The organism is Klebsiella sp. HMSC16A12 (assembly GCF_001808265.1).
GTDB lineage: Bacteria > Pseudomonadota > Gammaproteobacteria > Enterobacterales > Enterobacteriaceae > Klebsiella > Klebsiella pneumoniae.
The window spans coordinates 28,100-51,159 of record NZ_KV792536.1 but is presented as its reverse complement, the minus strand read 5'-3'; the positions used below and the strand labels follow the sequence as shown (position 1 = coordinate 51,159).

General features: G+C 58.0%; 19 protein-coding genes and 4 tRNA genes. 18 read left to right on the top strand and 5 right to left on the bottom strand.

The features are described 5' to 3' along the window. The first annotated feature begins 232 nt into the window (after positions 1–232). From wecA to HMPREF3140_RS02645, 17 genes are all read left to right on the top strand, one after another. A complete protein-coding gene (wecA, locus tag HMPREF3140_RS02725) occupies positions 233–1,336 on the top strand; it encodes a UDP-N-acetylglucosamine--undecaprenyl-phosphate N-acetylglucosaminephosphotransferase (RefSeq protein WP_002883295.1) in 1,104 nt (367 codons plus the stop codon). 13 nt (positions 1,337–1,349) lie between these two features. Beyond that, positions 1,350–2,396, top strand: coding sequence for an ECA polysaccharide chain length modulation protein (wzzE, locus tag HMPREF3140_RS02720; protein ID WP_016831320.1), 1,047 nt, complete (start codon positions 1,350–1,352; stop codon positions 2,394–2,396). Positions 2,397–2,452: 56 nt separating this feature from the next. Next, on the top strand, positions 2,453–3,583 hold the full coding sequence (gene wecB / locus HMPREF3140_RS02715; protein ID WP_002883297.1) for a non-hydrolyzing UDP-N-acetylglucosamine 2-epimerase: 1,131 nt from the start codon (positions 2,453–2,455) through the stop codon (positions 3,581–3,583). Beyond that, entirely contained in the window at positions 3,580–4,842 is a 1,263-nt protein-coding gene (wecC, locus tag HMPREF3140_RS02710) for a UDP-N-acetyl-D-mannosamine dehydrogenase (protein WP_004181644.1), read from the top strand. Before wecB ends, wecC begins: the two co-directional genes overlap by 4 nt. Continuing rightward, positions 4,839–5,906, top strand: a complete 1,068-nt coding sequence (rffG, locus tag HMPREF3140_RS02705; protein ID WP_023342396.1) for a dTDP-glucose 4,6-dehydratase — start codon at positions 4,839–4,841, stop codon at positions 5,904–5,906. The genes wecC and rffG overlap by 4 nt, the downstream gene beginning before the upstream one ends. Positions 5,907–5,924: 18 nt before the next feature. Beyond that, positions 5,925–6,806: a glucose-1-phosphate thymidylyltransferase RfbA gene (gene rfbA / locus HMPREF3140_RS02700; RefSeq protein WP_002883307.1), complete on the top strand. Its 882-nt coding sequence runs from the start codon at positions 5,925–5,927 to the stop codon at positions 6,804–6,806. Next, complete coding sequence (rffC, locus tag HMPREF3140_RS02695; protein ID WP_004146507.1) at positions 6,784–7,458, top strand: dTDP-4-amino-4,6-dideoxy-D-galactose acyltransferase; 675 nt, start codon at positions 6,784–6,786, stop codon at positions 7,456–7,458. Before rfbA ends, rffC begins: the two co-directional genes overlap by 23 nt. A 4-nt stretch (positions 7,459–7,462) precedes the next feature. After that, complete coding sequence (gene rffA / locus HMPREF3140_RS02690; protein WP_024623121.1) at positions 7,463–8,593, top strand: dTDP-4-amino-4,6-dideoxygalactose transaminase; 1,131 nt, start codon at positions 7,463–7,465, stop codon at positions 8,591–8,593. Position 8,594: 1 nt separating this feature from the next. Further along, positions 8,595–9,845 (top strand): lipid III flippase WzxE, encoded by a 1,251-nt coding sequence (wzxE, locus tag HMPREF3140_RS02685; protein ID WP_023285691.1) that lies wholly within the window; start codon positions 8,595–8,597, stop codon positions 9,843–9,845. Further along, entirely contained in the window at positions 9,842–10,918 is a 1,077-nt protein-coding gene (locus HMPREF3140_RS02680) for a TDP-N-acetylfucosamine:lipid II N-acetylfucosaminyltransferase (protein ID WP_004177944.1), read from the top strand. Before wzxE ends, HMPREF3140_RS02680 begins: the two co-directional genes overlap by 4 nt. Beyond that, positions 10,915–12,261, top strand: coding sequence for an ECA oligosaccharide polymerase (gene wzyE / locus HMPREF3140_RS02675; RefSeq protein ID WP_004146500.1), 1,347 nt, complete (start codon positions 10,915–10,917; stop codon positions 12,259–12,261). Before HMPREF3140_RS02680 ends, wzyE begins: the two co-directional genes overlap by 4 nt. Before the next feature lie 11 nt (positions 12,262–12,272). Continuing rightward, on the top strand, positions 12,273–13,013 hold the full coding sequence (wecG, locus tag HMPREF3140_RS02670; RefSeq protein ID WP_004177935.1) for a lipopolysaccharide N-acetylmannosaminouronosyltransferase: 741 nt from the start codon (positions 12,273–12,275) through the stop codon (positions 13,011–13,013). 205 nt (positions 13,014–13,218) lie between these two features. Beyond that, positions 13,219–14,604 carry a bifunctional threonine/serine APC transporter ThrP gene (thrP, locus tag HMPREF3140_RS02665; RefSeq protein ID WP_002883322.1) on the top strand — a complete coding sequence of 462 codons (1,386 nt, stop codon included), beginning with the start codon at positions 13,219–13,221 and terminating at the stop codon, positions 14,602–14,604. A gap of 102 nt (positions 14,605–14,706) precedes the next feature. Further along, positions 14,707–14,783, top strand: a tRNA-Arg gene (locus tag HMPREF3140_RS02660). Positions 14,784–14,838: 55 nt separating this feature from the next. Next, positions 14,839–14,914, top strand: a tRNA-His gene (locus HMPREF3140_RS02655). Between the two features lie 23 nt (positions 14,915–14,937). Next, a tRNA-Leu gene (locus HMPREF3140_RS02650) sits at positions 14,938–15,024 on the top strand. A gap of 42 nt (positions 15,025–15,066) precedes the next feature. Next, positions 15,067–15,143, top strand: a tRNA-Pro gene (locus HMPREF3140_RS02645). 461 nt (positions 15,144–15,604) lie between these two features. Here HMPREF3140_RS02645 and hemY read toward each other — a convergent pair. From hemY to hemC, 4 genes are read right to left on the bottom strand one after another with little or no spacing between them, the layout of a single operon-like run. Then, on the bottom strand, positions 15,605–16,801 hold the full coding sequence (hemY, locus tag HMPREF3140_RS02635) for a protoheme IX biogenesis protein HemY (RefSeq protein ID WP_004150428.1): 1,197 nt from the start codon (positions 16,799–16,801) through the stop codon (positions 15,605–15,607). 3 nt (positions 16,802–16,804) lie between these two features. Continuing rightward, on the bottom strand, positions 16,805–17,986 hold the full coding sequence (gene hemX / locus HMPREF3140_RS02630) for a uroporphyrinogen-III C-methyltransferase (RefSeq protein ID WP_004150429.1): 1,182 nt from the start codon (positions 17,984–17,986) through the stop codon (positions 16,805–16,807). A gap of 21 nt (positions 17,987–18,007) precedes the next feature. Beyond that, on the bottom strand, positions 18,008–18,748 hold the full coding sequence (hemD, locus tag HMPREF3140_RS02625; RefSeq protein ID WP_032412694.1) for a uroporphyrinogen-III synthase: 741 nt from the start codon (positions 18,746–18,748) through the stop codon (positions 18,008–18,010). After that, positions 18,745–19,686: a hydroxymethylbilane synthase gene (hemC, locus tag HMPREF3140_RS02620; protein WP_002883381.1), complete on the bottom strand. Its 942-nt coding sequence runs from the start codon at positions 19,684–19,686 to the stop codon at positions 18,745–18,747. Before hemC ends, hemD begins: the two co-directional genes overlap by 4 nt. A 357-nt stretch (positions 19,687–20,043) precedes the next feature. Between hemC and cyaA the strand changes: the two genes are divergently transcribed. Then, positions 20,044–22,596 (top strand): class I adenylate cyclase, encoded by a 2,553-nt coding sequence (cyaA, locus tag HMPREF3140_RS02610; RefSeq protein ID WP_002883383.1) that lies wholly within the window; start codon positions 20,044–20,046, stop codon positions 22,594–22,596. 48 nt (positions 22,597–22,644) lie between these two features. Here cyaA and cyaY read toward each other — a convergent pair whose 3' ends face one another. Next, positions 22,645–22,965, bottom strand: a complete 321-nt coding sequence (gene cyaY / locus HMPREF3140_RS02605) for an iron donor protein CyaY (protein WP_002883389.1) — start codon at positions 22,963–22,965, stop codon at positions 22,645–22,647. Positions 22,966–23,060: the final 95 nt, after the last annotated feature.

The window sequence follows — 23,060 nt, the reverse complement described above, 5'->3', positions numbered from 1 at the left end:
AAGCCAAAAACGCCACGCCTTTGCGTGGCGTTTTCATTTTGGGGTTTGTATGATCCAGAGACAGAGAAAGCGGGACGAAAGTTGTCGTATAATGGCGCCGGATAGCAGGCGGAGACAGCTTTAACAGACTAAAATCTATACAATAAATTTGTAATGTTCTGCTTTTCCCCTTCTGGAGTTGGGGCATCATCGCTATACTTCCCGGATTAACTATGCTGAGAGCACATGCGTTGTGAATTTACTCACTGCTATTACTGAATTAATCAGTATTTTCTTATTCACGACCCTCTTTATTTTTGTCGCGCGGAAAGTGGCAAAAAAGATCGGGTTAGTGGATAAACCCAACTATCGCAAACGGCATCAGGGGTTGATTCCGTTGGTCGGTGGTATCTCAGTTTATGCAGGTATCTGTTTCACTTTCGCCATCGCCGATTATTATATTCCTCACGCCTCGCTGTATCTGGCCTGCGCGGGGGTATTGGTGCTGGTTGGCGCGCTTGACGATCGCTTCGACATCAGCGTGAAAATTCGCGCGGTCATTCAGGCCGCGATCGCCGTGATTATGATGATGGCAGGGAATCTGCATCTGAGTAGTTTGGGCTTTATTTTTGGCTCGTGGGAACTGGTGCTGGGGCCCTTCGGCTTCTTCCTGACGCTGTTTGCCGTCTGGGCCGCTATCAATGCGTTCAACATGGTCGATGGTATCGACGGCCTGCTCGGCGGACTGTCATCGGTCTCTTTTGCGGCGACCGGGATTATCCTTTGGTTTGATGGTCAGTACAGCCTGGCGATGTGGTGTTTCGCGATGATCGCCGCCATTCTACCCTATATTCTTCTCAATCTTGGCGCCCTCGGCCGCCGCTATAAAGTCTTTATGGGTGACGCCGGCAGCACGATGATTGGCTTCACCATCATCTGGATCCTGCTGGAAACCACGCAAGGTAAAACGCATCCCATTAGCCCGGTGACCGCGCTGTGGATTATCGCTATCCCGCTGATGGACATGGTGGCGATTATGTATCGCCGCCTGCGCAAAGGCATGAGTCCTTTCTCACCGGACCGTCAGCATATTCATCATTTGATCATGCGCGCCGGGTTTACTTCCCGCCAGGCGTTTGTCCTGATTACCCTGGCCGCCGCCCTGCTGGCGCTGGTTGGCGTCGTGGCGGAATACACCCGCATTGTGCCGGAATGGGTGATGTTAATTCTCTTTTTGGTAGCCTTCTTTCTTTATGGCTACTGTATTAAGCGCGCCTGGAAAGTGGCGCGCCTGGTTAAGCGCATCAGACGCAGAATTCGGCGACACAGCGGCAATAATCCGAAACTAACCAAGTAGAGCTGGGGATGTGATGACTCAACCATTACCGGGAGCACAAGCAGTGAACGTTGAGAACGAGCTGGATATTCGCGGGCTGTTTCGCGCTTTATGGGCAGGAAAAGGCTGGATAGTCGGCGGCGCCGTACTCTTCGCCGCCATCGTGCTGGTGTACACCTTCTTTGCTCGCCAGGAGTGGAGCGCCACGGCGATCACCGATCGGCCTACTGTCAATATGTTGGGGGGATACTATTCCCAACAGCAGTTCTTACGCAATCTGGACATTAAAGCCGACCTCGCCTCGGTCGACCAGCCTTCCGCCATGGATGAAGCGTATAAAGAGTTCATCATGCAGCTGGCCTCCTGGGATACCCGGCGCGATTTCTGGCTGCAAACGGACTACTACAAGCAGCGTCAGTCGGGTAATGCCCGCGCTGATGCGGCGATGCTGGATGACCTGATTAACAATATCCAGTATATGCCAGGCGATGCGGCCAAGAGCATTAACGACAGCGTCAAACTGACCGCCGAGACCGGGCAGGATGCCAATAATCTGTTGCGTCAGTATGTGGCCTTCGCCAGCCAGCGGGCGGCAGGCCATCTTAACGACGAACTTAAAGGCGCCTGGGCGGCGCGGACGGTGCAGATGAAGGCGCAGGTGAAGCGCCAGGAAGAGGTGGCCGAGGCCATCTTCAACCGCCGGACGCACAGCGTGGAGCAGGCGCTGAAGGTGGCTCAGCAGCACAATATTTCACGTAGCGAAACGGATGTTCCTGCCGATCAGTTGCCGGATTCAGAGCTATTTTTATTGGGCAGGCCGATGCTGCAGGCCAGGCTGGAAAACCTGCAGGCCGTCGGGCCGGAATATGACCTCGATTACGACCAGAACCGCGCCATGCTGAGCACGTTGAACGTCGGTCCAACGTTAGATCCGCGTTTTCAGACTTACCGGTATTTGCGGACGCCGGAAGAACCTGTAAAACGCGATAGCCCGCGCCGTGTATTTCTGATGGTGATGTGGGGGATTGTGGGTGCGCTCATCGGCGCAGGCGTGGCGTTATCGCGTCGTCGTGTCCTGTGATTGCGGCCTGTGGTGAAGGGCAGATGACCTTCATCGCCTAATCGAAGAGAATCGATGTGAAAGTACTAACTGTATTTGGCACGAGGCCGGAAGCCATCAAGATGGCGCCTCTGGTCCATGCGCTGGCAAAGGATCCTCATTTTGAGGCGAAAGTATGCGTGACCGCGCAGCATCGGGAGATGCTCGATCAGGTGTTGAAACTTTTCTCTATTGTCCCGGACTACGATCTCAACATCATGAAGCCGGGGCAGGGGCTGACCGAGATCACCTGTCGCATCCTTGAAGGGCTGAAGCCGGTGCTGGAGTCGTTTAAACCCGACGTGGTGCTGGTGCATGGCGATACCACCACCACCATGGCGGCGAGCCTGGCGGCGTTTTACCAGCGGATACCGGTGGGTCACGTAGAGGCCGGCCTGCGCACCGGTGATTTAAGTTCGCCGTGGCCGGAAGAAGGCAACCGTACGTTGACCGGCCATCTGGCGACATACCATTTCGCCCCCACGGAAACCTCGCGGCAGAACCTGCTGCGGGAAAATATTGCCGACAGTCGGATCACGGTTACCGGGAATACGGTCATTGACGCCCTGTTCTGGGTGCGGGATCGGGTGCTGGGCGATGAAGCGCTACGGGAGACCCTGCTGCAGCGCTATCCTTTCATCAGCCACGGTAAAAAGATGATTCTGGTTACCGGCCACCGGCGGGAAAGCTTTGGGCTCGGTTTTGAACAGATCTGCCAGGCGCTGGCCGAGATAGCCCATACCCACCCTGAGGTGCAGATTGTCTATCCGGTTCACCTGAATCCTAATGTCAGCGAGCCGGTGAATCGTATTCTTGGCCATATTGACAATGTGATGTTGATTGAACCGCAGGATTACCTGCCGTTCGTCTGGCTGATGGATCGCGCCTGGCTGATCCTGACCGATTCCGGCGGCATTCAGGAAGAGGCCCCCTCGCTGGGTAAGCCGGTGCTGGTCATGCGCGATATGACCGAACGTCCGGAAGCGGTGGCCGCCGGCACCGTGTGTCTGGTGGGCACCGACAGCCAGCGCATCGTCGCGGAAGTGACGCGACTGCTGGAGGATGATGCTGCATACCAAGCGATGAGCCGCGCGCATAATCCCTATGGCGATGGCGAAGCATGTCGTCGCATTTTGTCTGCACTTAAAAATAATCAGGTAACGCTATGAGTTTTTCTACCATTTCAGTGATTGGCCTTGGCTATATCGGGCTGCCAACCGCTGCCGCGTTCGCCTCCCGGCAGAAGCGGGTGGTCGGCGTTGATGTTAATCAACATGCCGTGGAGACCATTAACCGTGGAGAGATTCATATCGTGGAGCCGGATCTGGCGAGCGTGGTGAAGACCGCGGTCGAGCAGGGGTATTTAAGCGCCACCACCACCCCGGTGGAGGCGGATGCTTACCTGATTGCCGTGCCGACGCCGTTTAAAGATCGCCACGAGCCGGATATGGTGTTTGTCGAGTCGGCCGCCAAATCTATTGCGCCGACGTTAAAGAAAGGCTCGCTGGTGATCCTCGAGTCCACTTCGCCGGTCGGGTCGACCGAACAGATGGCCGAGTGGCTGGCGGAGATGCGCCCGGATCTTAGCTTCCCCCAGCAGGTGGGTGAAGCGGCGGACGTGAATATCGCCTACTGCCCGGAGCGGGTATTGCCCGGTCAGGTGATGGTCGAGCTGATTAAAAACGACCGCGTTATCGGCGGCATGTCGCCGGTCTGCTCCGCTCGCGCCAGCGAGCTGTATAAAATCTTCCTTGAAGGCGAATGCGTGGTGACCAACTCGCGCACCGCCGAGATGTGCAAGCTGACGGAAAACAGCTTCCGCGACGTCAACATCGCTTTTGCCAACGAGCTGTCGCTGATTTGCGCCGACCAGGGGATTAACGTCTGGGAGCTGATCCGCCTGGCGAACCGCCATCCGCGCGTCAATATCCTGCAGCCGGGCCCGGGTGTTGGCGGCCACTGTATCGCCGTCGACCCATGGTTTATCGTGGCGCAAAACCCGCAGCAGGCGCGTCTGATCCGCACCGCTCGCGAGGTCAACGACCACAAGCCGGAATGGGTTATCGAACAGGTGAAAGCGCAGGTGGCGGACTGCCTGAATGCCACCAACAAGCGGGCCAGCGAACTGACGATCGCCTGTTTTGGCCTCGCTTTTAAACCGAATATTGACGACCTGCGCGAAAGTCCGGCGATGGAAATTGCCGCGCAGATTGCCCGCTGGCACAGCGGCACGACCCAGGTGGTTGAGCCCAACATTCACGCGCTGCCGAAGAAACTCGATGGACTGTGTACGCTGGCGCCCCTTGAGGCGGCGCTGGCCAGCGCCGATGTGCTGGTGATGTTGGTCGATCATAACCAATTTAAAGCCGTTAGCGGCGATAGTGTCACCCAGGCGTTTATCGTCGACACCAAAGGAGTGTGGCGGTGAGAACCATTCTGGTCACCGGCGGCGCGGGCTTCATTGGTTCGGCGGTAGTGCGGGAGATTATCCAGCACACCGCCGATCGCGTGGTGGTGGTGGATAAACTGACCTACGCCGGCAATTTAATGTCGCTGGCGCCGGTGGCGCAGGATGCGCGTTTCGCCTTTGAACAGGTGGATATCTGCGACCGCGGCGAGCTGGATCGCATTTTTCGTCAGCATCAACCGGATACGGTGATGCACCTGGCGGCGGAAAGCCATGTCGATCGTTCGATTGACGGCCCGGCGGCGTTTATCGAGACCAATATCGTGGGCACCTATACGCTGCTGGAGGCGGCCCGTAGCTGGTGGAATACCCTGGCTACGGCGCAAAAATCGGCGTTTCGCTTCCATCACATCTCCACCGATGAAGTGTATGGCGATCTGCACGGCAGCGATGATTTCTTTACCGAGACCACGCCCTATGCGCCAAGCAGCCCCTATTCGGCTTCGAAAGCCAGCAGCGACCACCTGGTGCGCGCCTGGCTGCGAACCTATGGCCTGCCGACGCTTATCACCAACTGCTCAAATAACTACGGCCCGTATCACTTTCCCGAGAAGCTGATCCCGCTGACGATCCTTAACGCGCTGGCGGGCAAGCCGCTGCCGGTGTATGGCAATGGACAACAGATCCGCGACTGGCTGTACGTGGAAGATCACGCCAGAGCGCTGTATCTGGTGGCGACCCGCGGCGAACCGGGCGAAACTTACAATATCGGCGGTCATAACGAACGTAAAAATATCGAGGTGGTGGAAACCATTTGTCAGCTGCTGGAAGAGCTGGCGCCGGATAAGCCGCAGGGCGTGGCGCACTATCGCGATCTGATCGCCTTCGTTGCCGATCGTCCGGGCCACGATCTGCGCTATGCCATTGATGCCTCGAAGATTGCCCGCGAGCTGGGCTGGACGCCGGCAGAGACTTTCACCTCCGGTATGCGTAAGACCGTGGCGTGGTATCTGGCGAACGAGGCCTGGTGGCGTCAGGTTCAGGACGGAAGCTATCAGGGCGAGCGTCTTGGGCTGCAAAGCTAATCATCTCTGGGGGGAATGATGAAAGGTATTATTCTGGCGGGCGGTTCCGGAACGCGGCTACATCCCATCACCCGCGGCGTATCGAAGCAGCTGTTGCCGATCTACGATAAGCCGATGATCTACTACCCGCTGTCGGTATTAATGCTGGCCGGGATCCGGGAGATCCTGATTATCACCACGCCGGACGACCTACGTGATTTCCAGCGTCTGCTCGGCGATGGCTCAGAGTTTGGCATTGCGCTGCACTATGCCGTACAGCCGACGCCGGATGGTTTAGCCCAGGCGTTTATCATCGGCGAAGCCTTTCTTAACGGCGAACCGGCGTGTCTGGTGTTAGGCGACAATATCTTCTTCGGCCAAAGCTTTAGCCCGAAGCTGCGCAGCGTCGCTGCCCGCACGGAAGGGGCGACGATTTTTGGCTATCAGGTGATGGATCCTGAGCGCTTTGGCGTGGTGGAGTTTGATGATAACTTCCGTGCGCTATCGCTGGAAGAGAAGCCGAAGCAGCCGAAGTCGAACTGGGCGGTCACCGGTCTCTATTTCTACGATGGCAAGGTGACGGAGTATGCCAAACGGGTCAAGCCATCCGAGCGCGGCGAGCTGGAAATCACCTCCATCAACCAGATGTATCTGGAGGATGGCGCATTGACCGTCGAACTGCTTGGACGCGGCTTTGCCTGGCTGGACACCGGCACCCACGATAGCCTGATCGAGGCCAGCATGTTCGTGCAGACCGTCGAGAAGCGCCAGGGCTTTAAAATCGCCTGTCTGGAAGAGATCGGCTGGCGTAACGGCTGGCTGGACGACGACGGCGTCAAACGTGCGGCGAAGCGGCTGGAAAAAACCGGCTACGGCCAATATCTGCTGGATCTGCTCCGTGCCCGTCCGCGCCAGTATTGACCCCCTGGAGTGGGAGAACCGCTTCTTTGCCGTGAACAGCGCGATCGTGCGCTTTGACGAGCACGCGCCGCGGCTGACGCCTGAGGCGCTGGCGGGGTGGTCGCGAGTGCAGGCGAAGATCGCCGCCAGCGACACCGTCCGGCTGGACGCGCTGCAGCGGCTGGGTTTTCAGCTGGTGGAAGGTGAGGTCGATCTGGCGCTGCCGGTGGGCAGCCCTGCAGATGCCGGCGCAGACGTCGCCGTGGAAGCGGATATTGCGCCGCTGCGCGAGCAGGCGGCGCAGGCATTTGCCATGAGCCGCTTTCGCGCGCCCTGGTACGCTGCCGACGCTAGCGGCCGCTTCTATGCCCAGTGGATTGAAAATGCGGTGCGCGGCACCTTCGATCATCAGTGCCTGATTTACCGCCATCCTGAGGGCGATATTCGCGCCTTTGTCTCCCTGCGGCAGATCACTGCGACCGAAGCGCGTATCGGCCTGCTGGCCGGACGCGGCGCCGGGGCGCAGTTGATGCAGGCGGCGCGGTACTGGGCCGCCTCGCGCGGACTTTCTACACTGCGGGTGGCGACCCAGATGGGCAACACCGCCGCGCTTAAACGTTATATTCTCAGCGGTGCTAACGTGGAAAGCACCGCCTACTGGCTATACAGGTGACCCCATGATCCCATTTAACGCGCCGCCGGTGGTTGGAACCGAGCTTGATTACATGCAGTCTGCGATGAACAGCGGCAAGCTGTGCGGCGACGGCGGCTTTACGCGCCGCTGCCAGCAGTGGATGGAGCAGCGATTTGGCACGGCAAAAGCGCTACTGACCCCTTCCTGCACGGCTTCGCTGGAGATGGCCGCGCTGCTGCTGGATATCCAGCCGGGCGACGAAGTGATTATGCCCAGCTATACCTTTGTCTCCACCGCCAACGCCTTTGTGCTGCGCGGTGCGAAAATCGTCTTCGTTGATATCCGTCGCGATACGATGAATATCGACGAAACGCTCATCGAAGCCGCCATCACCGATAAAACCCGGGCGATTGTCCCGGTGCATTATGCCGGCGTAGCCTGCGAGATGGACACCATCATGGCCATCGCCGACAAATACAACCTGTTTGTGGTGGAAGACGCCGCACAGGGGGTGATGTCCACCTACAAGGGGCGCGCGCTGGGCACCATCGGCCATATCGGCTGCTTCAGCTTCCATGAAACCAAAAACTACACCGCCGGCGGTGAGGGCGGGGCGACGCTGATCAACGATCGCACGCTGGTGGAACGCGCGGAGATTATTCGCGAAAAAGGCACCAACCGCAGCCAGTTCTTTCGCGGCCTGGTGGATAAATATACCTGGCGGGACATTGGCTCCAGCTATCTGATGTCCGACCTGCAGGCCGCCTATCTGTGGGCGCAGATGGAAGCGGCGGAGCGCATCAACCAGCAGCGCCTGGCCCTGTGGCAGAACTACTATGATGCGCTGCTGCCGCTGGCGCGCGCCGGGCGTATCGAACTGCCGACGGTTCCGGCCGACTGCGGGCAAAACGCGCACATGTTCTACATTAAGCTGCGTGATATCGAGGATCGCAGCAGACTGATCGCCTGGCTGAAAGAGGCGGAGATCCTCGCGGTATTCCATTACATTCCCCTGCACAGCTGCCCGGCAGGCGAACAGTTCGGCGAATTCCGCGGTGAAGACCGCTACACCACTCAGGAGAGCGAGCGTCTGGTACGCCTGCCGCTGTTTTACAATCTGTCTGTGGTGAACCAGCGGACGGTGATTAACTCGCTGCTGAGCTACTTCTCCTGATATGTCGTTAGCAAAAGCCTCACTGTGGACGGCGGCATCGACGCTGGTCAAAATCGGCGCCGGTCTGCTGGTCGTCAAGCTGCTGGCCGTCTCGTTTGGGCCGGCGGGCGTTGGCCAGGCCGGTAACTTCCGGCAACTGGTCACCGTACTCGGCGTGCTGGCCGGGGCCGGGATATTTAATGGCGTCACGAAGCTGGTGGCGCAGCATCACGACGATCCCCCGCGCCTGAAGCAGGTGGTGGGCACCTCGTCGGCGATGGTGCTTGGCTTTTCCACCCTGCTGGCGCTGGTATTTTTACTGGCGGCGGCGCCGATAAGCCAGGGGCTGTTCGGCCATACGCACTATCAGGGGCTGGTACGCCTGGTGGCGCTGGTGCAGATGGGGATTGCCTGGGCGAATTTCCTGCTGGCGCTGATGAAAGGCTTTCGCGATGCGGCGGGTAACGCCTTCTCGCTGATTGCCGGGAGCCTGATCGGCGTGGCGGCTTACTATGCTTGCTACGTGTTGGGAGGCTATCAGGGCGCGCTGCTGGGGCTGGCGTTAGTTCCAGCGCTGGTGGTGGTCCCGGCGGGTATTATGCTCTGGCGGCGGGGTAATATCCCGCTGAGCGCCCTGCGTCCGCGCTGGGATAACGGTCTGGCGGGACAGCTATCGAAATTTACCCTGATGGCGCTGATAACCTCGGTGACCCTGCCGGTAGCCTATGTGATGATGCGTAATCTGCTGGCGGCGCATTACGGCTGGGGGGCGGTCGGGATCTGGCAGGGGGTGAGCAGCATCTCCGATGCCTACCTGCAGTTTATTACCGCCTCGTTTAGCGTCTATCTGCTGCCGACGCTGTCGCGGCTGAGCGCCAAAACGGATATCACCCGCGAGATAGTCAAGTCGCTGAAATTCGTCCTGCCGGCAGTAGCGGCGGCGAGCCTGACGGTCTGGCTGCTGCGCGATTTTGCCATCTGGCTGCTGTTTTCCGATCGCTTTACCGCGATGCGTGACCTGTTTGCCTGGCAGCTGGTGGGCGACGTTTTAAAAGTAGGCGCCTACGTCTATGGCTATCTGGTGATCGCCAAAGCGTCGCTGCGTTTTTATATTCTGACGGAAATCAGCCAGTTCGCACTGCTGACCGCATTCTCACACTGGCTTATACCGGCGCACGGCGCGGTTGGCGCGGCGCAGGCATATATGGCCACTTATATTGTTTATTTCGCCCTTTGTAGTGGCGTGTTTTTACTCTGGCGTAAACGGGCATGACAGCACTGATACATGTACTGGGATCGGATATCCCGCATCATAACCAGACCGTACTGCGGTTCTTTAACGACGAACTGGCCGCCGACCCGCAGGCCAGGAGATTTATGATCGTCGGTGATGAGGCCAGCGTGCGTGATGGGTATCCGGCGCTGGATGTCACCTGTTATCCGGGGAAAAAGGCGCTGGCGCAGGCAGTGATTGCTACCGCGAAAGCCAACCGCCAGCAGCGCTTTTTCTTCCACGGCCAGTTCAATACCGGGCTGTGGCTGGCGCTGTTGAGCGGCGGCATCCGCCCGTCGCAGTTTAACTGGCATATCTGGGGGGCGGATCTGTATGAAAATTCTGCCAGCCTGAAGTTTCGCCTGTTCTATCCGCTGCGCCGTATGGCGCAGGGGCGGGTAGGGCGCGTTTTCGCCACCCGCGGCGATCTCAGCTGGTTCGCTAACCGCCATCCGCGCGTCCCGGGCGAGCTGCTCTACTTCCCGACCCGTATGGATCCGGCGCTGAATACCCTGGCCGATAACGCTCCGCGCGGTGATACCCTGACTATTCTGGTCGGCAACTCCGGGGATCGCAGCAATGAACATATTGCCGCGCTGAAGGCAATCCATCAGCAGTTTGGCGATACGGTAAACGTCATCGTGCCGATGGGCTATCCAGCGAATAACGACGCCTATATCAATGAGGTTCGCGAGGCGGGGGCGGCGCTGTTTAGCGGTGAGCATCTGCAGATCCTCAGCGAGAAGCTGGAGTTTCATGATTATCTGGCGCTGCTGCGCCGCTGCGATCTGGGCTATTTTCTGTTTGCCCGCCAGCAGGGGATCGGCACCCTGTGTCTGCTGATTCAGGCGGGCATCCCCTGCGTGCTCAATCGGGAAAACCCGTTCTGGCAGGATATGGCCGAGCAGCATGTGCCGGTGCTGTTCACCAGCGACGCGCTGGACGTCAGCGTGGTGCGCGAAGCGCAGCGTCAGCTGGCGAGCGTGGATAAATCCGCTATCGCCTTCTTCCGGCCGAACTATCTGACGGGCTGGCGGCGGGCGCTACGGTTAGCGGCGGAGGGGCAGGCATGACGTTAATGCAATTTAGCGGGCTGCTGGTGGTCTGGCTGCTGTCGACGCTGTTCATCGCCACCGCCACCTGGTTTGAGTTCCGTCGGGTACGCTTTAACTTCAACGTTTTTTTCTCGTTGCTGTTTCTGCTGACCTTTTTCTTCGGCTTCCCGCTGACCAGTATTCTGGTGTTCCGCTTTGACGTCAGCGTGGCGCCGCCGGAGATTTTGCTGCAGACGCTGCTGATCGCGGTGTGCTTCTACGCAGTCTACTACGTGACCTATAAAACGCGGCTGCGTTCGGCCTCGCGTGAGGTTGCGCATCGCCCGCTGTTTACCATGAACCGGGTGGAAACCCATCTGGCGTGGGGCATTTTGATGGGGCTGGCGCTGCTGTGCGTCGGCATCTTCTTCGCCCACAATGGTTTCCTGTTGTTTAAGCTCAACTCCTACAGCCAGATTTTCTCTGCTGAAGTGTCCGGCGTGGCGTTGAAGCGCTTCTTTTACTTCTTTATTCCGGCGATGCTGGTGGTCTATTTTCTGCGCCAGGATTATAAGGCGTGGATCTTCTTCCTCGTCAGCACGGTGGCCTTTGGTTTGCTGACCTACGCCATCGTCGGCGGGACCCGCGCCAATATCATCATCGCCTTCGCCATCTTTCTGTTCATCGGTATTATTCGCGGCTGGATCAGCCTGTGGATGCTGGCGGCGGCGGGTGTGCTGGGTATTGTCGGCATGTTCTGGCTGGCGCTGAAGCGCTACGGGATGAACGTCAGCGGCGACGAAGCGTTTTATACCTTTCTGTATCTCACGCGCGACACCTTCTCACCGTGGGAGAACCTGGCGCTGCTGCTGCAGAACTACGACAAGATCGATTTCCAGGGTCTGGCGCCGATGATCCGCGACTTCTACGTCTTTATCCCCAGCTGGATGTGGCACGGTCGCCCGACGATGGTGCTCAATACCGCCAACTACTTTACCTGGGAAGTATTAAACAACCATTCGGGGCTGGCGATCTCGCCGACGCTGATTGGCTCGCTGGTGGTGATGGGCGGCGTCTGGTTCGTACCGCTGGGCGCCGTGGCGGTAGGGTTGATTATTAAATGGTTCGACTGGCTGTATGAGCTGGGCAACCGGGAGAGCAATCGCTATAAAGCGGCTATCCTGCACAGTTTCTGTTTCGGCGCTATCTTCAACATGATAGTGCTGGCGCGCGAGGGGCTGGATTCGTTCGGCTCCCGCGTGGTGTTTTTCCTCGTGATCTTTGGTATCTGCTTGCTGGCGGCGAAACTGCTGTACTGGTTCCTGGATAGCGTGGGACTGATTCATAAGCGCGTAAAACCGCTTTCGCAACCGCAAGTCTGAGAAGGATGGACATGACTGGGACCATTTCCGCGCCGTTGTACCTGTTAAGAGGGCTGCAGCTCATAGGCTGGCGCGATATGCCGCACGCTCTGGATTATTTGTTTGCCGACGGCGCGCTCCGCGAGGGGACGCTGGTGGCCATTAATGCTGAGAAAATGCTGGCCGTAGAAGATAACCCGGAGGTACGGGCGCTGATTGAGGCGGCGGAGTTTAAATATGCCGATGGCATCAGCGTGGTGCGTTCGCTGCGCAAAAAATACCCGCAGGCCCAGGTATCCCGCGTCGCCGGGGCCGATCTCTGGGAAGCGTTAATGCAGCGCGCTGGCGCTGAAGGGACACCGGTGTTTTTGGTTGGTGGTAAACCTGAGGTCCTGGCGCAGACAGAATCCAGGCTGCGTCAGCGCTGGCAGGTGAACATCGTCGGCAGCCAGGACGGTTATTTCACCCCTGAGCAACGCCAGGCATTGTTCGAACGCATTCGCGACAGCGGGGCGAAAATCGTCACCGTCGCGATGGGGTCGCCGCGCCAGGAGATCTTCATGCGCGACTGCCGGCGCCTGTATCCGCACGCGCTGTATATGGGCGTCGGCGGCACTTACGATGTTTTTACCGGGCACGTCCATCGGGCGCCGAAGTTCTGGCAGGATCTGGGGCTGGAGTGGTTCTATCGCCTGCTTTTGCAGCCGAGCCGCATCAAGAGACAGTTCCGCCTACTGCGCTATTTACGTTGGCATTATTCCGGTAAGCTCTGATATTCCACTGCAACCAGGCGAGTTTGCATACATATTCTGTGTAATCTCTTCACTCGCCTGATACTTTATTTGCCATTTCCGCAAAATTAATTAACCATTCGCAGGCTTCATACGCGCCGGGGAGACCTGCGCGTCGGCAAGGCTATGGTTTCAGTTAATAACAATAACCGGGAGTACCCGGAATACGGCAAACACAAGAGGATATATGACTGAGAAAAAAGCGGAGCTCCAGCGTGGACTGGAGGCCCGGCATATTGAACTGATCGCCCTTGGCGGGACGATTGGCGTGGGGTTGTTTATGGGGGCGGCCAGTACCTTGAAATGGGCTGGGCCTTCCGTGCTGCTGGCGTATATTATCGCTGGCCTGTTCGTTTTTTTCATTATGCGCTCAATGGGCGAAATGCTGTTCCTTGAGCCTGTCACTGGCTCCTTCGCGGTGTATGCGCATCGCTATATGAGCCCCTTCTTCGGCTATCTGACCGCGTGGTCCTACTGGTTTATGTGGATGGCGGTGGGGATCTCGGAGATTACCGCCATCGGGGTCTATGTGCAGTTCTGGTTCCCGGAGATGGCGCAGTGGATCCCGGCGTTAATTGCCGTGGGGCTGGTGGCGCTGGCGAACCTTGCGGCGGTCCGGCTATACGGTGAAATCGAGTTCTGGTTCGCCATGATAAAAGTGACCACCATTATCGTGATGATCGTCGTGGGTCTGGGCGTCATTTTCTTCGGCTTTGGCAACGGCGGCCACTCCATCGGTTTTGGTAATCTCACCGAACATGGTGGTTTCTTTGCTGGCGGCTGGAAGGGCTTCCTGACGGCGCTGTGTATCGTGGTCGCGTCCTATCAGGGGGTGGAGCTCATCGGCATTACCGCAGGTGAAGCGAAAAACCCGCAGGTGACGCTGCGCAGCGCGGTGGGCAAAGTGCTGTGGCGGATCCTGATTTTCTACGTCGGCGCGATTTTTGTTATCGTCACTATCTTCCCGTGGGATCAAATCGGCTCCAACGGCAGCCCGTTCGTACTGACGTTTGCCAAAATCGGTATTACCGCGGCGGCGGGAATTATCAACTTCGTGGTGCTGACGGCAGCGCTTTCCGGCTGCAACAGCGGAATGTACAGCTGCGGACGTATGCTGTACGCCCTGGCGAAGAACCGTCAGCTGCCGGCGGCGATCGGTAAGGTATCGCGCAACGGCGTTCCGTCCGTCGGTGTGGCGCTGTCGATTCTGATCCTGCTGGTGGGCTCCTGCCTGAATTACATTATTCCTAATCCGCAGCGAGTGTTCGTCTATGTCTATAGCGCCAGCGTCCTGCCGGGGATGGTGCCCTGGTTTGTGATCCTGATTAGTCAGCTGCGTTTCCGTCGCGTGCATCAGGCGGCGATTGCCAGCCATCCGTTCCGTTCGCTGCTGTTTCCGTGGGCCAACTATTTCACGATGGCCTTCCTGATCTGCGTGCTGGTCGGGATGGGACTGAATGATGAAACCCGCATGTCGCTCTTCGTCGGCATTATTTTTCTGGCCGCCGTCACCCTGATTTATAAGGTGTTTGGCCTCGGAAGACAGGGGCAAGTCAATAATACGGCTGAATAACCGTCAAAACGAACAAAGCATGAGCAAACGATAATTTTCTTTAAAAAGGCACTAGACAGCGGGGTAGGAAGTCCGTATTATCCGACCCCGCAACGGCGCTAAGCGCCCGTAGCTCAGCTGGATAGAGCGCTGCCCTCCGGAGGCAGAGGTCTCAGGTTCGAATCCTGTCGGGCGCACCATTAACCCGGTGCTGGAGCTGCGGTGGTTTTAATACCGCGTAAAAGGTTTGCAGTGGTGGCTATAGCTCAGTTGGTAGAGCCCTGGATTGTGATTCCAGTTGTCGTGGGTTCGAATCCCATTAGCCACCCCATTATTTGATAGAGTTGTGAATTTGCGAAGGTGGCGGAATTGGTAGACGCGCTAGCTTCAGGTGTTAGTGTCCTTACGGACGTGGGGGTTCAAGTCCCCCCCCTCGCACCACGACTTTAACGAATTGAACTAAAAATTCAAAAAGCAGTATTTCGGCGAGTAGCGCAGCTTGGTAGCGCAACTGGTTTGGGACCAGTGGGTCGGAGGTTCGAATCCTCTCTCGCCGACCAATTTTGAACCCCGCTTCGGCGGGGTTTTTTGTTTTCTGCTGCCGTCCGCCATCTCTTATTTCTCTGATCTTGCTGATAAAAAATCTTCTCTTTGCTTAAGAATACGCGTCAGGAAAACTCTCAATTCATCACTGTGGTAGATGCAATTTCCCCGGATCCTGTGCGATAATAACCGGGTAGATGCTCATTCCATCTCTTATGTTCGCCTTCGTGCCTCATAAACTCCGGAATGATGCAGAGCCGTTCTTACGGTGCTTATCGTCCACTGACAGATGTCGCATTTATGCCTCATCAAACACCATGGACATTACGTTGAGTGAAGCACCCAATTTGTTGTCAAACAGACCTGTTTTAACGCCTGCCCTGATTTCAGCGCAGGCGTTTTTTTCTTTCAGGGATCCGTCAATGCGAAGGCGGGGGAGAAGGGCTATCGCCCCGCAGGAGGCGATAGCCATGCCAGGTTATGGCTGAGGATTATTCTGCAGCGTCAGCAGCAGTCCATCGCGGCGCATAGCGGCGGCTTCTTCCGGCTGATGCAGGCGGTCCAGGGCATCCGCCAGCCAGGCGTAATCAAAGGCATCCGGACGCTGCTTAAGCGCGGCGCGGAAGGCGATGCTGGCCTCCTGCCATTCGCCGTGCCGCATCAGCGACTGGCCCAGGGTGCTCCACAGCAGCGGACGGTCGCCAACGGCTTTGATCTGCTGGCGCAGCACTTTCTCCAGCTGTTCCGGGTTATTGGTCTTCAGACGCGGGATCGGCATCACCAGACGGTCATCATACTGTTTCTTCAGACCATCAATGATAATTTGCTGCGCGGTATCGTGATCGTCGCTCTCGATGAGGCGCTCGGCCATCGCCACCTGCAGCGGCACCAGCGCCCGCGTTTTACGGCTCTGGTTGCGCCACCATTCGCGTAGTCCTTCGCTGCCGCCATCGGCCAGCGCTTTATCCATCAGGCCAACCCAGGCCAGCTGTTCCAGCGCCGCGCGGTGCGCTTCATCGCCGACGTTAGCTTTCGCCATCGACGGAATGATGTCCAGCAGCGACTGCCAGGCGCCGGTGCGGGTGTATGCCTGTTCGGCGAGGCGCAGCACTTCCGGATGACGCGGGGTAATTTCCAGCAGCTTATCGATGCCATGGCGCGCAGCGTGATTTTCATTACGCGCCAGCTGCAGGCGAACGCGAGTGATTTCCACCGGGATCAGGTCATCGCCCGCCAGCTCGGTGGCGCGCTCCAGATGCTGGTTGGCCCGCGCTTCATCGCCGCGCTGCTGGGCCGCTTCCGCCGCCAGCAGATAGTTCACCACCGGCTGTTCGGCGTGATCGGCATTTTTCGCCATCAGCTTCTCAACCTGCTGGTAATCACCTTCCGCCAGCTTAAGCAGCGCCTGCTCGGTTTGCTTACGCGCGCGACGGCGTTTACGGCCGACAAACCAGCCGCGCGTATGCGCCCCGGTGCGGAAAATGCGGCGCAGCAGCCATTCAATGGCGAACAGCACCACCATGGCGAGGATCAGGATGATCACCAGCCCGGTCACGCTGGTCTCGATATTGTAATTATCGGTCTGGATCAGGACGTAGCCCTGGTGCCCGGCGATCATCGGGCCGAGCACGATCCCGGCGATCAACAGTGCGAAGAGTAAAAGAATTTTCAGCATGCGTTACTCTCCTTGCGGCGCAGCGGGGGCGGCCGGCGCAGCAGGTGCGGGCGAAGGCGCGCCGCCCGCGGTAACGGCAGGCTGCGCCATCAGGTTGCGCACTCGGGTCTGCATCAGTTTTTCCAGCAACGCCTGGCTCTGCAGCGTTTCCGGCACCGTCATGGTAATGCTTTGCTGACTGAGCTTATCCACCTCGTCGAGGAAGGCTTTGGTGGTGGCGTCATCGGTATCATAATAGGCGCGTACCCAGGTCGAGACGTTATCCAGCGACTGTTTCCAGGTCTCTTCCTGATGGCGCGGAACTGCCTGCGCGGCGACCAGCAGGCGAGAGCGAATATTTTCCCGCAGATAGATATCCTGATTCGGCGCCAGCAGCGGGACCGCCGTTTCATCGCGGCGGCGCACGGTGATAAAGCTGTCCATAAAGTTCTGCCAGCTTTTCTGCAGGTTGACGCGCCATTCGCTGATAGAACTGGAAAGCTCATCGCTATCAGCGTCCATCGGCGAATCGTCATCGTTATTATCTGCCAGCCGCAGGTTATCGATTTGGTTCGCCAGCTGATTAACCTTGAGGATCATGCCGTCATAGTCCACCTGGCTTACCGCGGAGAGGGTGGCGATGTCGTCGGTGATCGCCCGGCGGGCGCCGATGAGGCTTGGGTCGTTCATGTCGGCGAGGCTGGCGTCAGCGCTTTTCAGCAGCGCGGCGGCGGTGGTGACATCCTGATCGCTCCACAGCTTACGTCCCGCCAGCTTGACGAGGAAGTCGGCCTGGGCCAGCAGCCAGGTTTTGGCATCGCTACCGGAAATCACCGCCACTTTTTGCTGCAGCTCATCCAACTGTTTGGCCAGCGTCTCCTGCTGGTGTTTGGCTTCGTTTAGCTGGTCGGCCTGCTGTTTGATAACACCTTCCAGTTCACTTTTTTGATTTTCCTGCGCTTTTTGCAGCGCCGCGACCTGGCTTGCTAATTCAGAGGTAGTTGCGTTTTGCCGCGTGGCCTGTTGTTTGTTCAGGCCATACAGGCCGATGCCGGCGGCTATCGCAATGGCGATAGCGATCGCGCTGAGCGCCAGGCTGGTTTTATTGCCTGCCTTCTTCTTCTCAGTGTTCTCTGGCTGTGGTGTGGTCTCCACGGCCTCCCTGGTCTCTTCAACCACGGCGGATTGATTTTGTTGTTCCGTCATTATGGCTTCCAATGTTGAGAGTTATTGTAATGCGCGTAGCAGCGCATCGTTGTCGGCGCTATCGGCAACCTGAATCTCCTGCCAGCCCAGTTCCCGGGCCTGAAGGGCCAGACGTTCGCTGACAACGACAACGCGGCAGTGCAGGAGCCACTGTTCGCGATACCATTGCGGTATTAACGACCATAGCTGCTGCAGCATCTCGCCGCTGGTGACCACCAGCGTGGTGACTCCGCGAGATTGCCAGCGCATCGCTTCTTCTGCGCCATCGTAATGTTTTGCACTACGTTGATAACATTCACAAAATGTGACCCTGGCGCCGCGCTCGGTCAGCGTCGCGCCTAAGAGTTCCCGCCCGCCATTGCCGCGTAGGATCAGCGCATTTTTCCCGGCAATGTTTTGTAATTCAGGTAATTGTAGCAAGACTTCGCTAATTTCCCGATCTAACGGGTAATGGATATGCTGCCCACTGACCGTATGCAGGGCCAGCGCCGTCGTGCGGCCAATGGCAAAATAGCGCGGAGAAGTGGGCCAGAGCAGGCCCTGCTGCTGCAGACGGGCATGGGCGAATTCCACCGCATGCTGGGATAGCGCAAATAGCAGATCGTCGGGTCCCAGTCGGGCAAGCGCATCGCCCAGCGCGGGAAGCTCCCTGCCGGGCGTAAATTCTATCAGCGGAAAGCTCCAGGCCACGCGTCCCATGGCCCGCAGACGGCTGACCAGCGCTCCTCCTTGCGGTAGTGGACGAGTGACCAGGATGCTCATCGCGGGGCTTCTCCATCATAAACCGCCGCGAGAATCTCGCGGGCGCCATTATCCAGAAGCTCTTCCGCCAGCGAGATGCCGAGGGCTTCCGCTTGTTCCGCTGGCCCGCGTCGTTCGCCGCGCACCAGCTGTGAACCATCCGGAGCGCCAACCAGCGCCCGCAGCCACAGTTCCCCGTCCTTCAGTTCCGCATAGCTGCCGATCGGCACCTGGCAGCCGCCTTCGAGGCGGGTGTTCATCGCCCGCTCGGCGCGCACGCGCACCGCCGTTTCCGTATGGTTGAGAGGCGCTAACAGCCCCCGGGTCCATGCATCATCAAGACGGCATTCGATACCGACCGCGCCCTGGCCGACCGCCGGCAGAGATTGCTCAGGCGACAGCGGCTGGCGAATACGCGCTTCCAGCTGCAGACGCTTCAGGCCGGCGGCGGCGAGGATGATGGCGTCGTACTCGCCGTTATCCAGCTTACTCAGCCGGGTACCGACGTTACCGCGCAGAGAGCGGATCGCCAGATCCGGACGGGTGGCGGCCAGCTGGCACTGACGGCGTAAACTTGACGTGCCAACGACGCTGCCGGCCGGCAGTTCGTCAATCGAGGCATAGCGATTGGAGACAAACGCGTCGCGCGGATCGTCGCGCTCGCAGATAGTCACCAGCCCCAGGCCCTCCGGGAATTCCACCGGCACATCTTTCATCGAATGGACGGCGATATCGGCGCGCCCTTCGAGCATGGCGAGCTCTAACTCTTTCACAAATAAGCCTTTGCCCCCCACCTTTGCCAGCGGAGTATCAAGGATGACATCCCCGCGCGTGACCATCGGCACCAGCTCGACCTTCAGTCCGGGATGCGCTTGTTCCAGGCGCGCTTTAACATACTGCGCCTGCCATAGCGCAAGCGGGCTTTGCCGTGTGGCAATTTTCAATACTTTGTCTAACATGCTTGTTACCGTCATTATCGACCACTATCCATCCTAACATTGTTGTCTTACGGATGTTAGTTTTCACGGTTTATGTGGGAGGTGGCTCCGGCCCACTCTTTTTTAACCTTTCATGCGCGTGGCGGTTGCCGGAGGCGTAGTGAGGAATTTACAGGTAATAAACGGTGCTACACTTGTATGTAGCGCATCTTTCTTTACGGTCAATGAGCAAGGTGTTAAATTGATCACGTTTTAAACCATTTGTCAGTCCGCTGCTCATCACAACCACACCGACGACGAATGGTGACGGTTTTTGTTGAAATACTGAAATCCTCCGTACTATTGTACCTCGGGTTTTTGAACATCAGGCGATATGTCTTGTACCTCTATATTGAGACACTGAAACAGAGACTGGATGCCATCAACCAATTGCGCGTGGATCGCGCGCTTGCTGCCATGGGACCCGCTTTCCAGCAGGTTTACAGTCTACTGCCAACGTTATTACATTATCATCACCCGCTGATGCCGGGTTACCTTGACGGTAACGTTCCCCGTGGCATTTGCCTCTACACGCCTGATGAAACCCAACGCCACTATCTTGAAGAACTGGAACTGCATCGCGGTATGCAGACTCAGGAGCCGCCGAAAGGCGAGCTGCCGATCACCGGCGTCTACTCGATGGGCAGTACTTCCTCCGTCGGCCAGAGCTGCTCTTCCGATCTTGATATCTGGGTATGTCACCAGGCCTGGCTGGATAGCGAAGAGCGTCAGCTGCTGCAGCGAAAATGCAGCCTGCTTGAGAGCTGGGCTGCCTCGCTCGGCGTGGAAGTCAGCTTCTTCCTGATCGACGAAAACCGTTTCCGTCATAACGAAAGCGGTAGCCTCGGCGGCGAAGACTGCGGTTCGACCCAGCATATCCTGTTGCTTGATGAGTTCTACCGCACCGCGGTGCGCCTCGCCGGCAAGCGTATTCTGTGGAATATGGTGCCGTGCGATGAAGAAGAGCATTACGATGATTACGTGATGGGGCTGTATGCCCAGGGCGTGCTGACGCCTAACGAATGGCTCGATCTCGGCGGCCTCAGTTCGCTGTCGGCGGAAGAGTACTTCGGCGCCAGCCTGTGGCAGCTGTATAAAAGTATCGACTCCCCCTATAAAGCGGTGCTGAAAACGCTGCTGCTGGAAGCCTACTCCTGGGAATACCCCAATAACCGCCTGTTAGCGAAAGATATCAAACAGCGTTTGCACGACGGGGAGATTGTCTCCTTCGGCCTCGACCCGTACTGCATGATGCTGGAGCGCGTGACCACCTATCTGCAGGCCATCGAAGATGAAACCCGCCTCGATCTGGTGCGCCGCTGCTTCTACCTGAAAGTTTGTGAAAAACTCAGCCGCGAACGCGCCTGCGTCGGCTGGCGTCGCGAAGTTGTCAGCCAGTTGGTGAATGCCTGGGGCTGGGACGAAAAGCGTCTGATGATGCTCGACAACCGCGCCAACTGGAAAATCGATGAAGTGCGCAAGGCGCACAACGAACTGCTCGACGCCATGATGCAGAGCTATCGTAATCTGATCCGCTTCGCGCGGCGCAATAACCTTAGCGTCTCCGCCAGCCCGCAGGATATTGGCGTGCTGACCCGTAAGCTGTATGCGGCCTTTGAAGCGCTGCCGGGGAAAGTGACGCTGGTAAACCCGCAAATTTCGCCGGATCTGTCGGAACCGAACCTGACCTTTATCCACGTGCCGCCGGGCCGCGCCAACCGTACCGGTTGGTATCTGTACAACCGCGCGCCGGACATGGAATCGATCATCAGCCATCAGCCGCTGGAATATAACCGTTATCTTAATAAGCTGGTGGCCTGGGCCTGGTTTAACGGCCTGCTGACCTCACGCACCCGCCTGTTTATTAAGGGCAACGGCATCGTCGATCTGGCGAAGCTGCAGGAGATGGTGGCCGACGTGTCGCACCACTTCCCGCTGCGCCTGCCGGCGCCGACGCCAAAGGCGCTGTACAGCCCGTGCGAAATCCGCCACCTGGCGATTATCGTCAACCTCGAATATGACCCAACCGCGGCCTTCCGCAACCAGGTGGTGCACTTCGATTTCCGTAAGCTGGATGTTTTCAGCTTCGGCGAAGAGCAAAAATGCCTGATCGGCAGCGTCGACCTGCTGTATCGCAACTCGTGGAACGAAGTGCGTACGCTGCACTTTAACGGCGAGCAGGCGATGATCGAGGCGCTGAAAACGATCCTCGGCAAAATGCACCAGGACGCCGCGCCGCCGGACAGCGTGGAGGTGTTCTGCTATAGCCAGCACCTGCGCGGCCTGATCCGCACCCGCGTACAGCAGATGATCTCCGAATGTATCGAACTGCGTCTCTCCAGTACCCGGCAGGATACCGGGCGCTTCAAAGCGCTGCGCGTCTCCGGCCAGACGTGGGGGCTGTTCTTCGAGCGGCTTAACGTTTCGGTGCAGAAGCTGGAAAACGCCATTGAGTTCTACGGCGCTATCTCGCACAACAAGCTGCACGGGCTATCGGTGCAGGTGGAAACCAATCACGTTAAGCTGCCGGCGGTGGTGGATGGCTTCGCCAGCGAAGGGATTATTCAGTTCTTCTTTGAAGACGCGGATAATAACGACAGCGGCTTTAACATCTATATTCTTGATGAGAGCAACCGCGCCGAGGTCTATCATCACTGCGAGGGCAGTAAAGAGGAGCTGGTGCGCGACGTCAGCCGCTTCTATTCGTCATCGCACGATCGTTTCACCTACGGCTCCAGCTTCATCAACTTCAACCTGCCGCAGTTCTATCAGATTGTCGAGGTAGACGGGCGCACCCAGGTGATCCCTTTCCGCACCCAGGCGATTGCCGCCGCGATACCCACCAGCCAGGACGTTACCGCCTCGCCGGTGCTGCAGCAGCGCTACTCGTAGATTTGGCCCGGATAAGGCGCGATGCGCCGCTATCCGGGAAACACGTCATTAACGGAATTTCACCGTCTCACCGGCCTGCTGGCTCGCCGCCTGCTCCAGCAGATCCCAGAAGGTTTCGCCGCTGCGATCGCAGATCCACTCGTCGCCTTTGAGATCGAAGTGATAGCCGCCCTGTTTGGTGGCCAGCCACACCTGGTGCAGCGGCTCCTGACGGTTAATAATGATTTTGCTGCCGTTTTCAAAGCTGATGGTCAGCACGCCGCCGTTGATTTCGCAGTCGATGTCGCTATCGCCGTCCCAGTCGTCCAGACGTTCTTCGATGGTCATCCACAGGCTATCGGCCAGGCGATGGAATTCACTGTCGTTCATAATTTGATTCTGCTTTTTTGATTTTTGAAGATGGGTCGCAGTATAGCGCGAAACAAAAGCGCGCGCAGTCGGATGCTAAAGGCTTGCTTTTACGT

Excerpts from the sequence above, each read along its gene's own strand:
- cyaY (WP_002883389.1), bottom strand. The coding sequence starts at position 22,965 with ATGAACGACAGTGAATTCCATCGCCTGGCCGATAGCCTGTGGATGACC.
- rffA (WP_024623121.1), top strand. The coding sequence starts at position 7,463 with ATGATCCCATTTAACGCGCCGCCGGTGGTTGGAACCGAGCTTGATTAC.
- HMPREF3140_RS02680 (WP_004177944.1), top strand. The coding sequence starts at position 9,842 with ATGACAGCACTGATACATGTACTGGGATCGGATATCCCGCATCATAAC.
- hemY (WP_004150428.1), bottom strand. The coding sequence starts at position 16,801 with ATGCTGAAAATTCTTTTACTCTTCGCACTGTTGATCGCCGGGATCGTG.
- hemD (WP_032412694.1), bottom strand. The coding sequence starts at position 18,748 with ATGAGCATCCTGGTCACTCGTCCACTACCGCAAGGAGGAGCGCTGGTC.
- hemC (WP_002883381.1), bottom strand. The coding sequence starts at position 19,686 with ATGTTAGACAAAGTATTGAAAATTGCCACACGGCAAAGCCCGCTTGCG.
- thrP (WP_002883322.1), top strand. The coding sequence starts at position 13,219 with ATGACTGAGAAAAAAGCGGAGCTCCAGCGTGGACTGGAGGCCCGGCAT.
- rfbA (WP_002883307.1), top strand. The coding sequence starts at position 5,925 with ATGAAAGGTATTATTCTGGCGGGCGGTTCCGGAACGCGGCTACATCCC.
- wecG (WP_004177935.1), top strand. The coding sequence starts at position 12,273 with ATGACTGGGACCATTTCCGCGCCGTTGTACCTGTTAAGAGGGCTGCAG.
- wecC (WP_004181644.1), top strand. The coding sequence starts at position 3,580 with ATGAGTTTTTCTACCATTTCAGTGATTGGCCTTGGCTATATCGGGCTG.
- wzyE (WP_004146500.1), top strand. The coding sequence starts at position 10,915 with ATGACGTTAATGCAATTTAGCGGGCTGCTGGTGGTCTGGCTGCTGTCG.
- hemX (WP_004150429.1), bottom strand. The coding sequence starts at position 17,986 with ATGACGGAACAACAAAATCAATCCGCCGTGGTTGAAGAGACCAGGGAG.
- wzxE (WP_023285691.1), top strand. The coding sequence starts at position 8,595 with ATGTCGTTAGCAAAAGCCTCACTGTGGACGGCGGCATCGACGCTGGTC.
- wzzE (WP_016831320.1), top strand. The coding sequence starts at position 1,350 with ATGACTCAACCATTACCGGGAGCACAAGCAGTGAACGTTGAGAACGAG.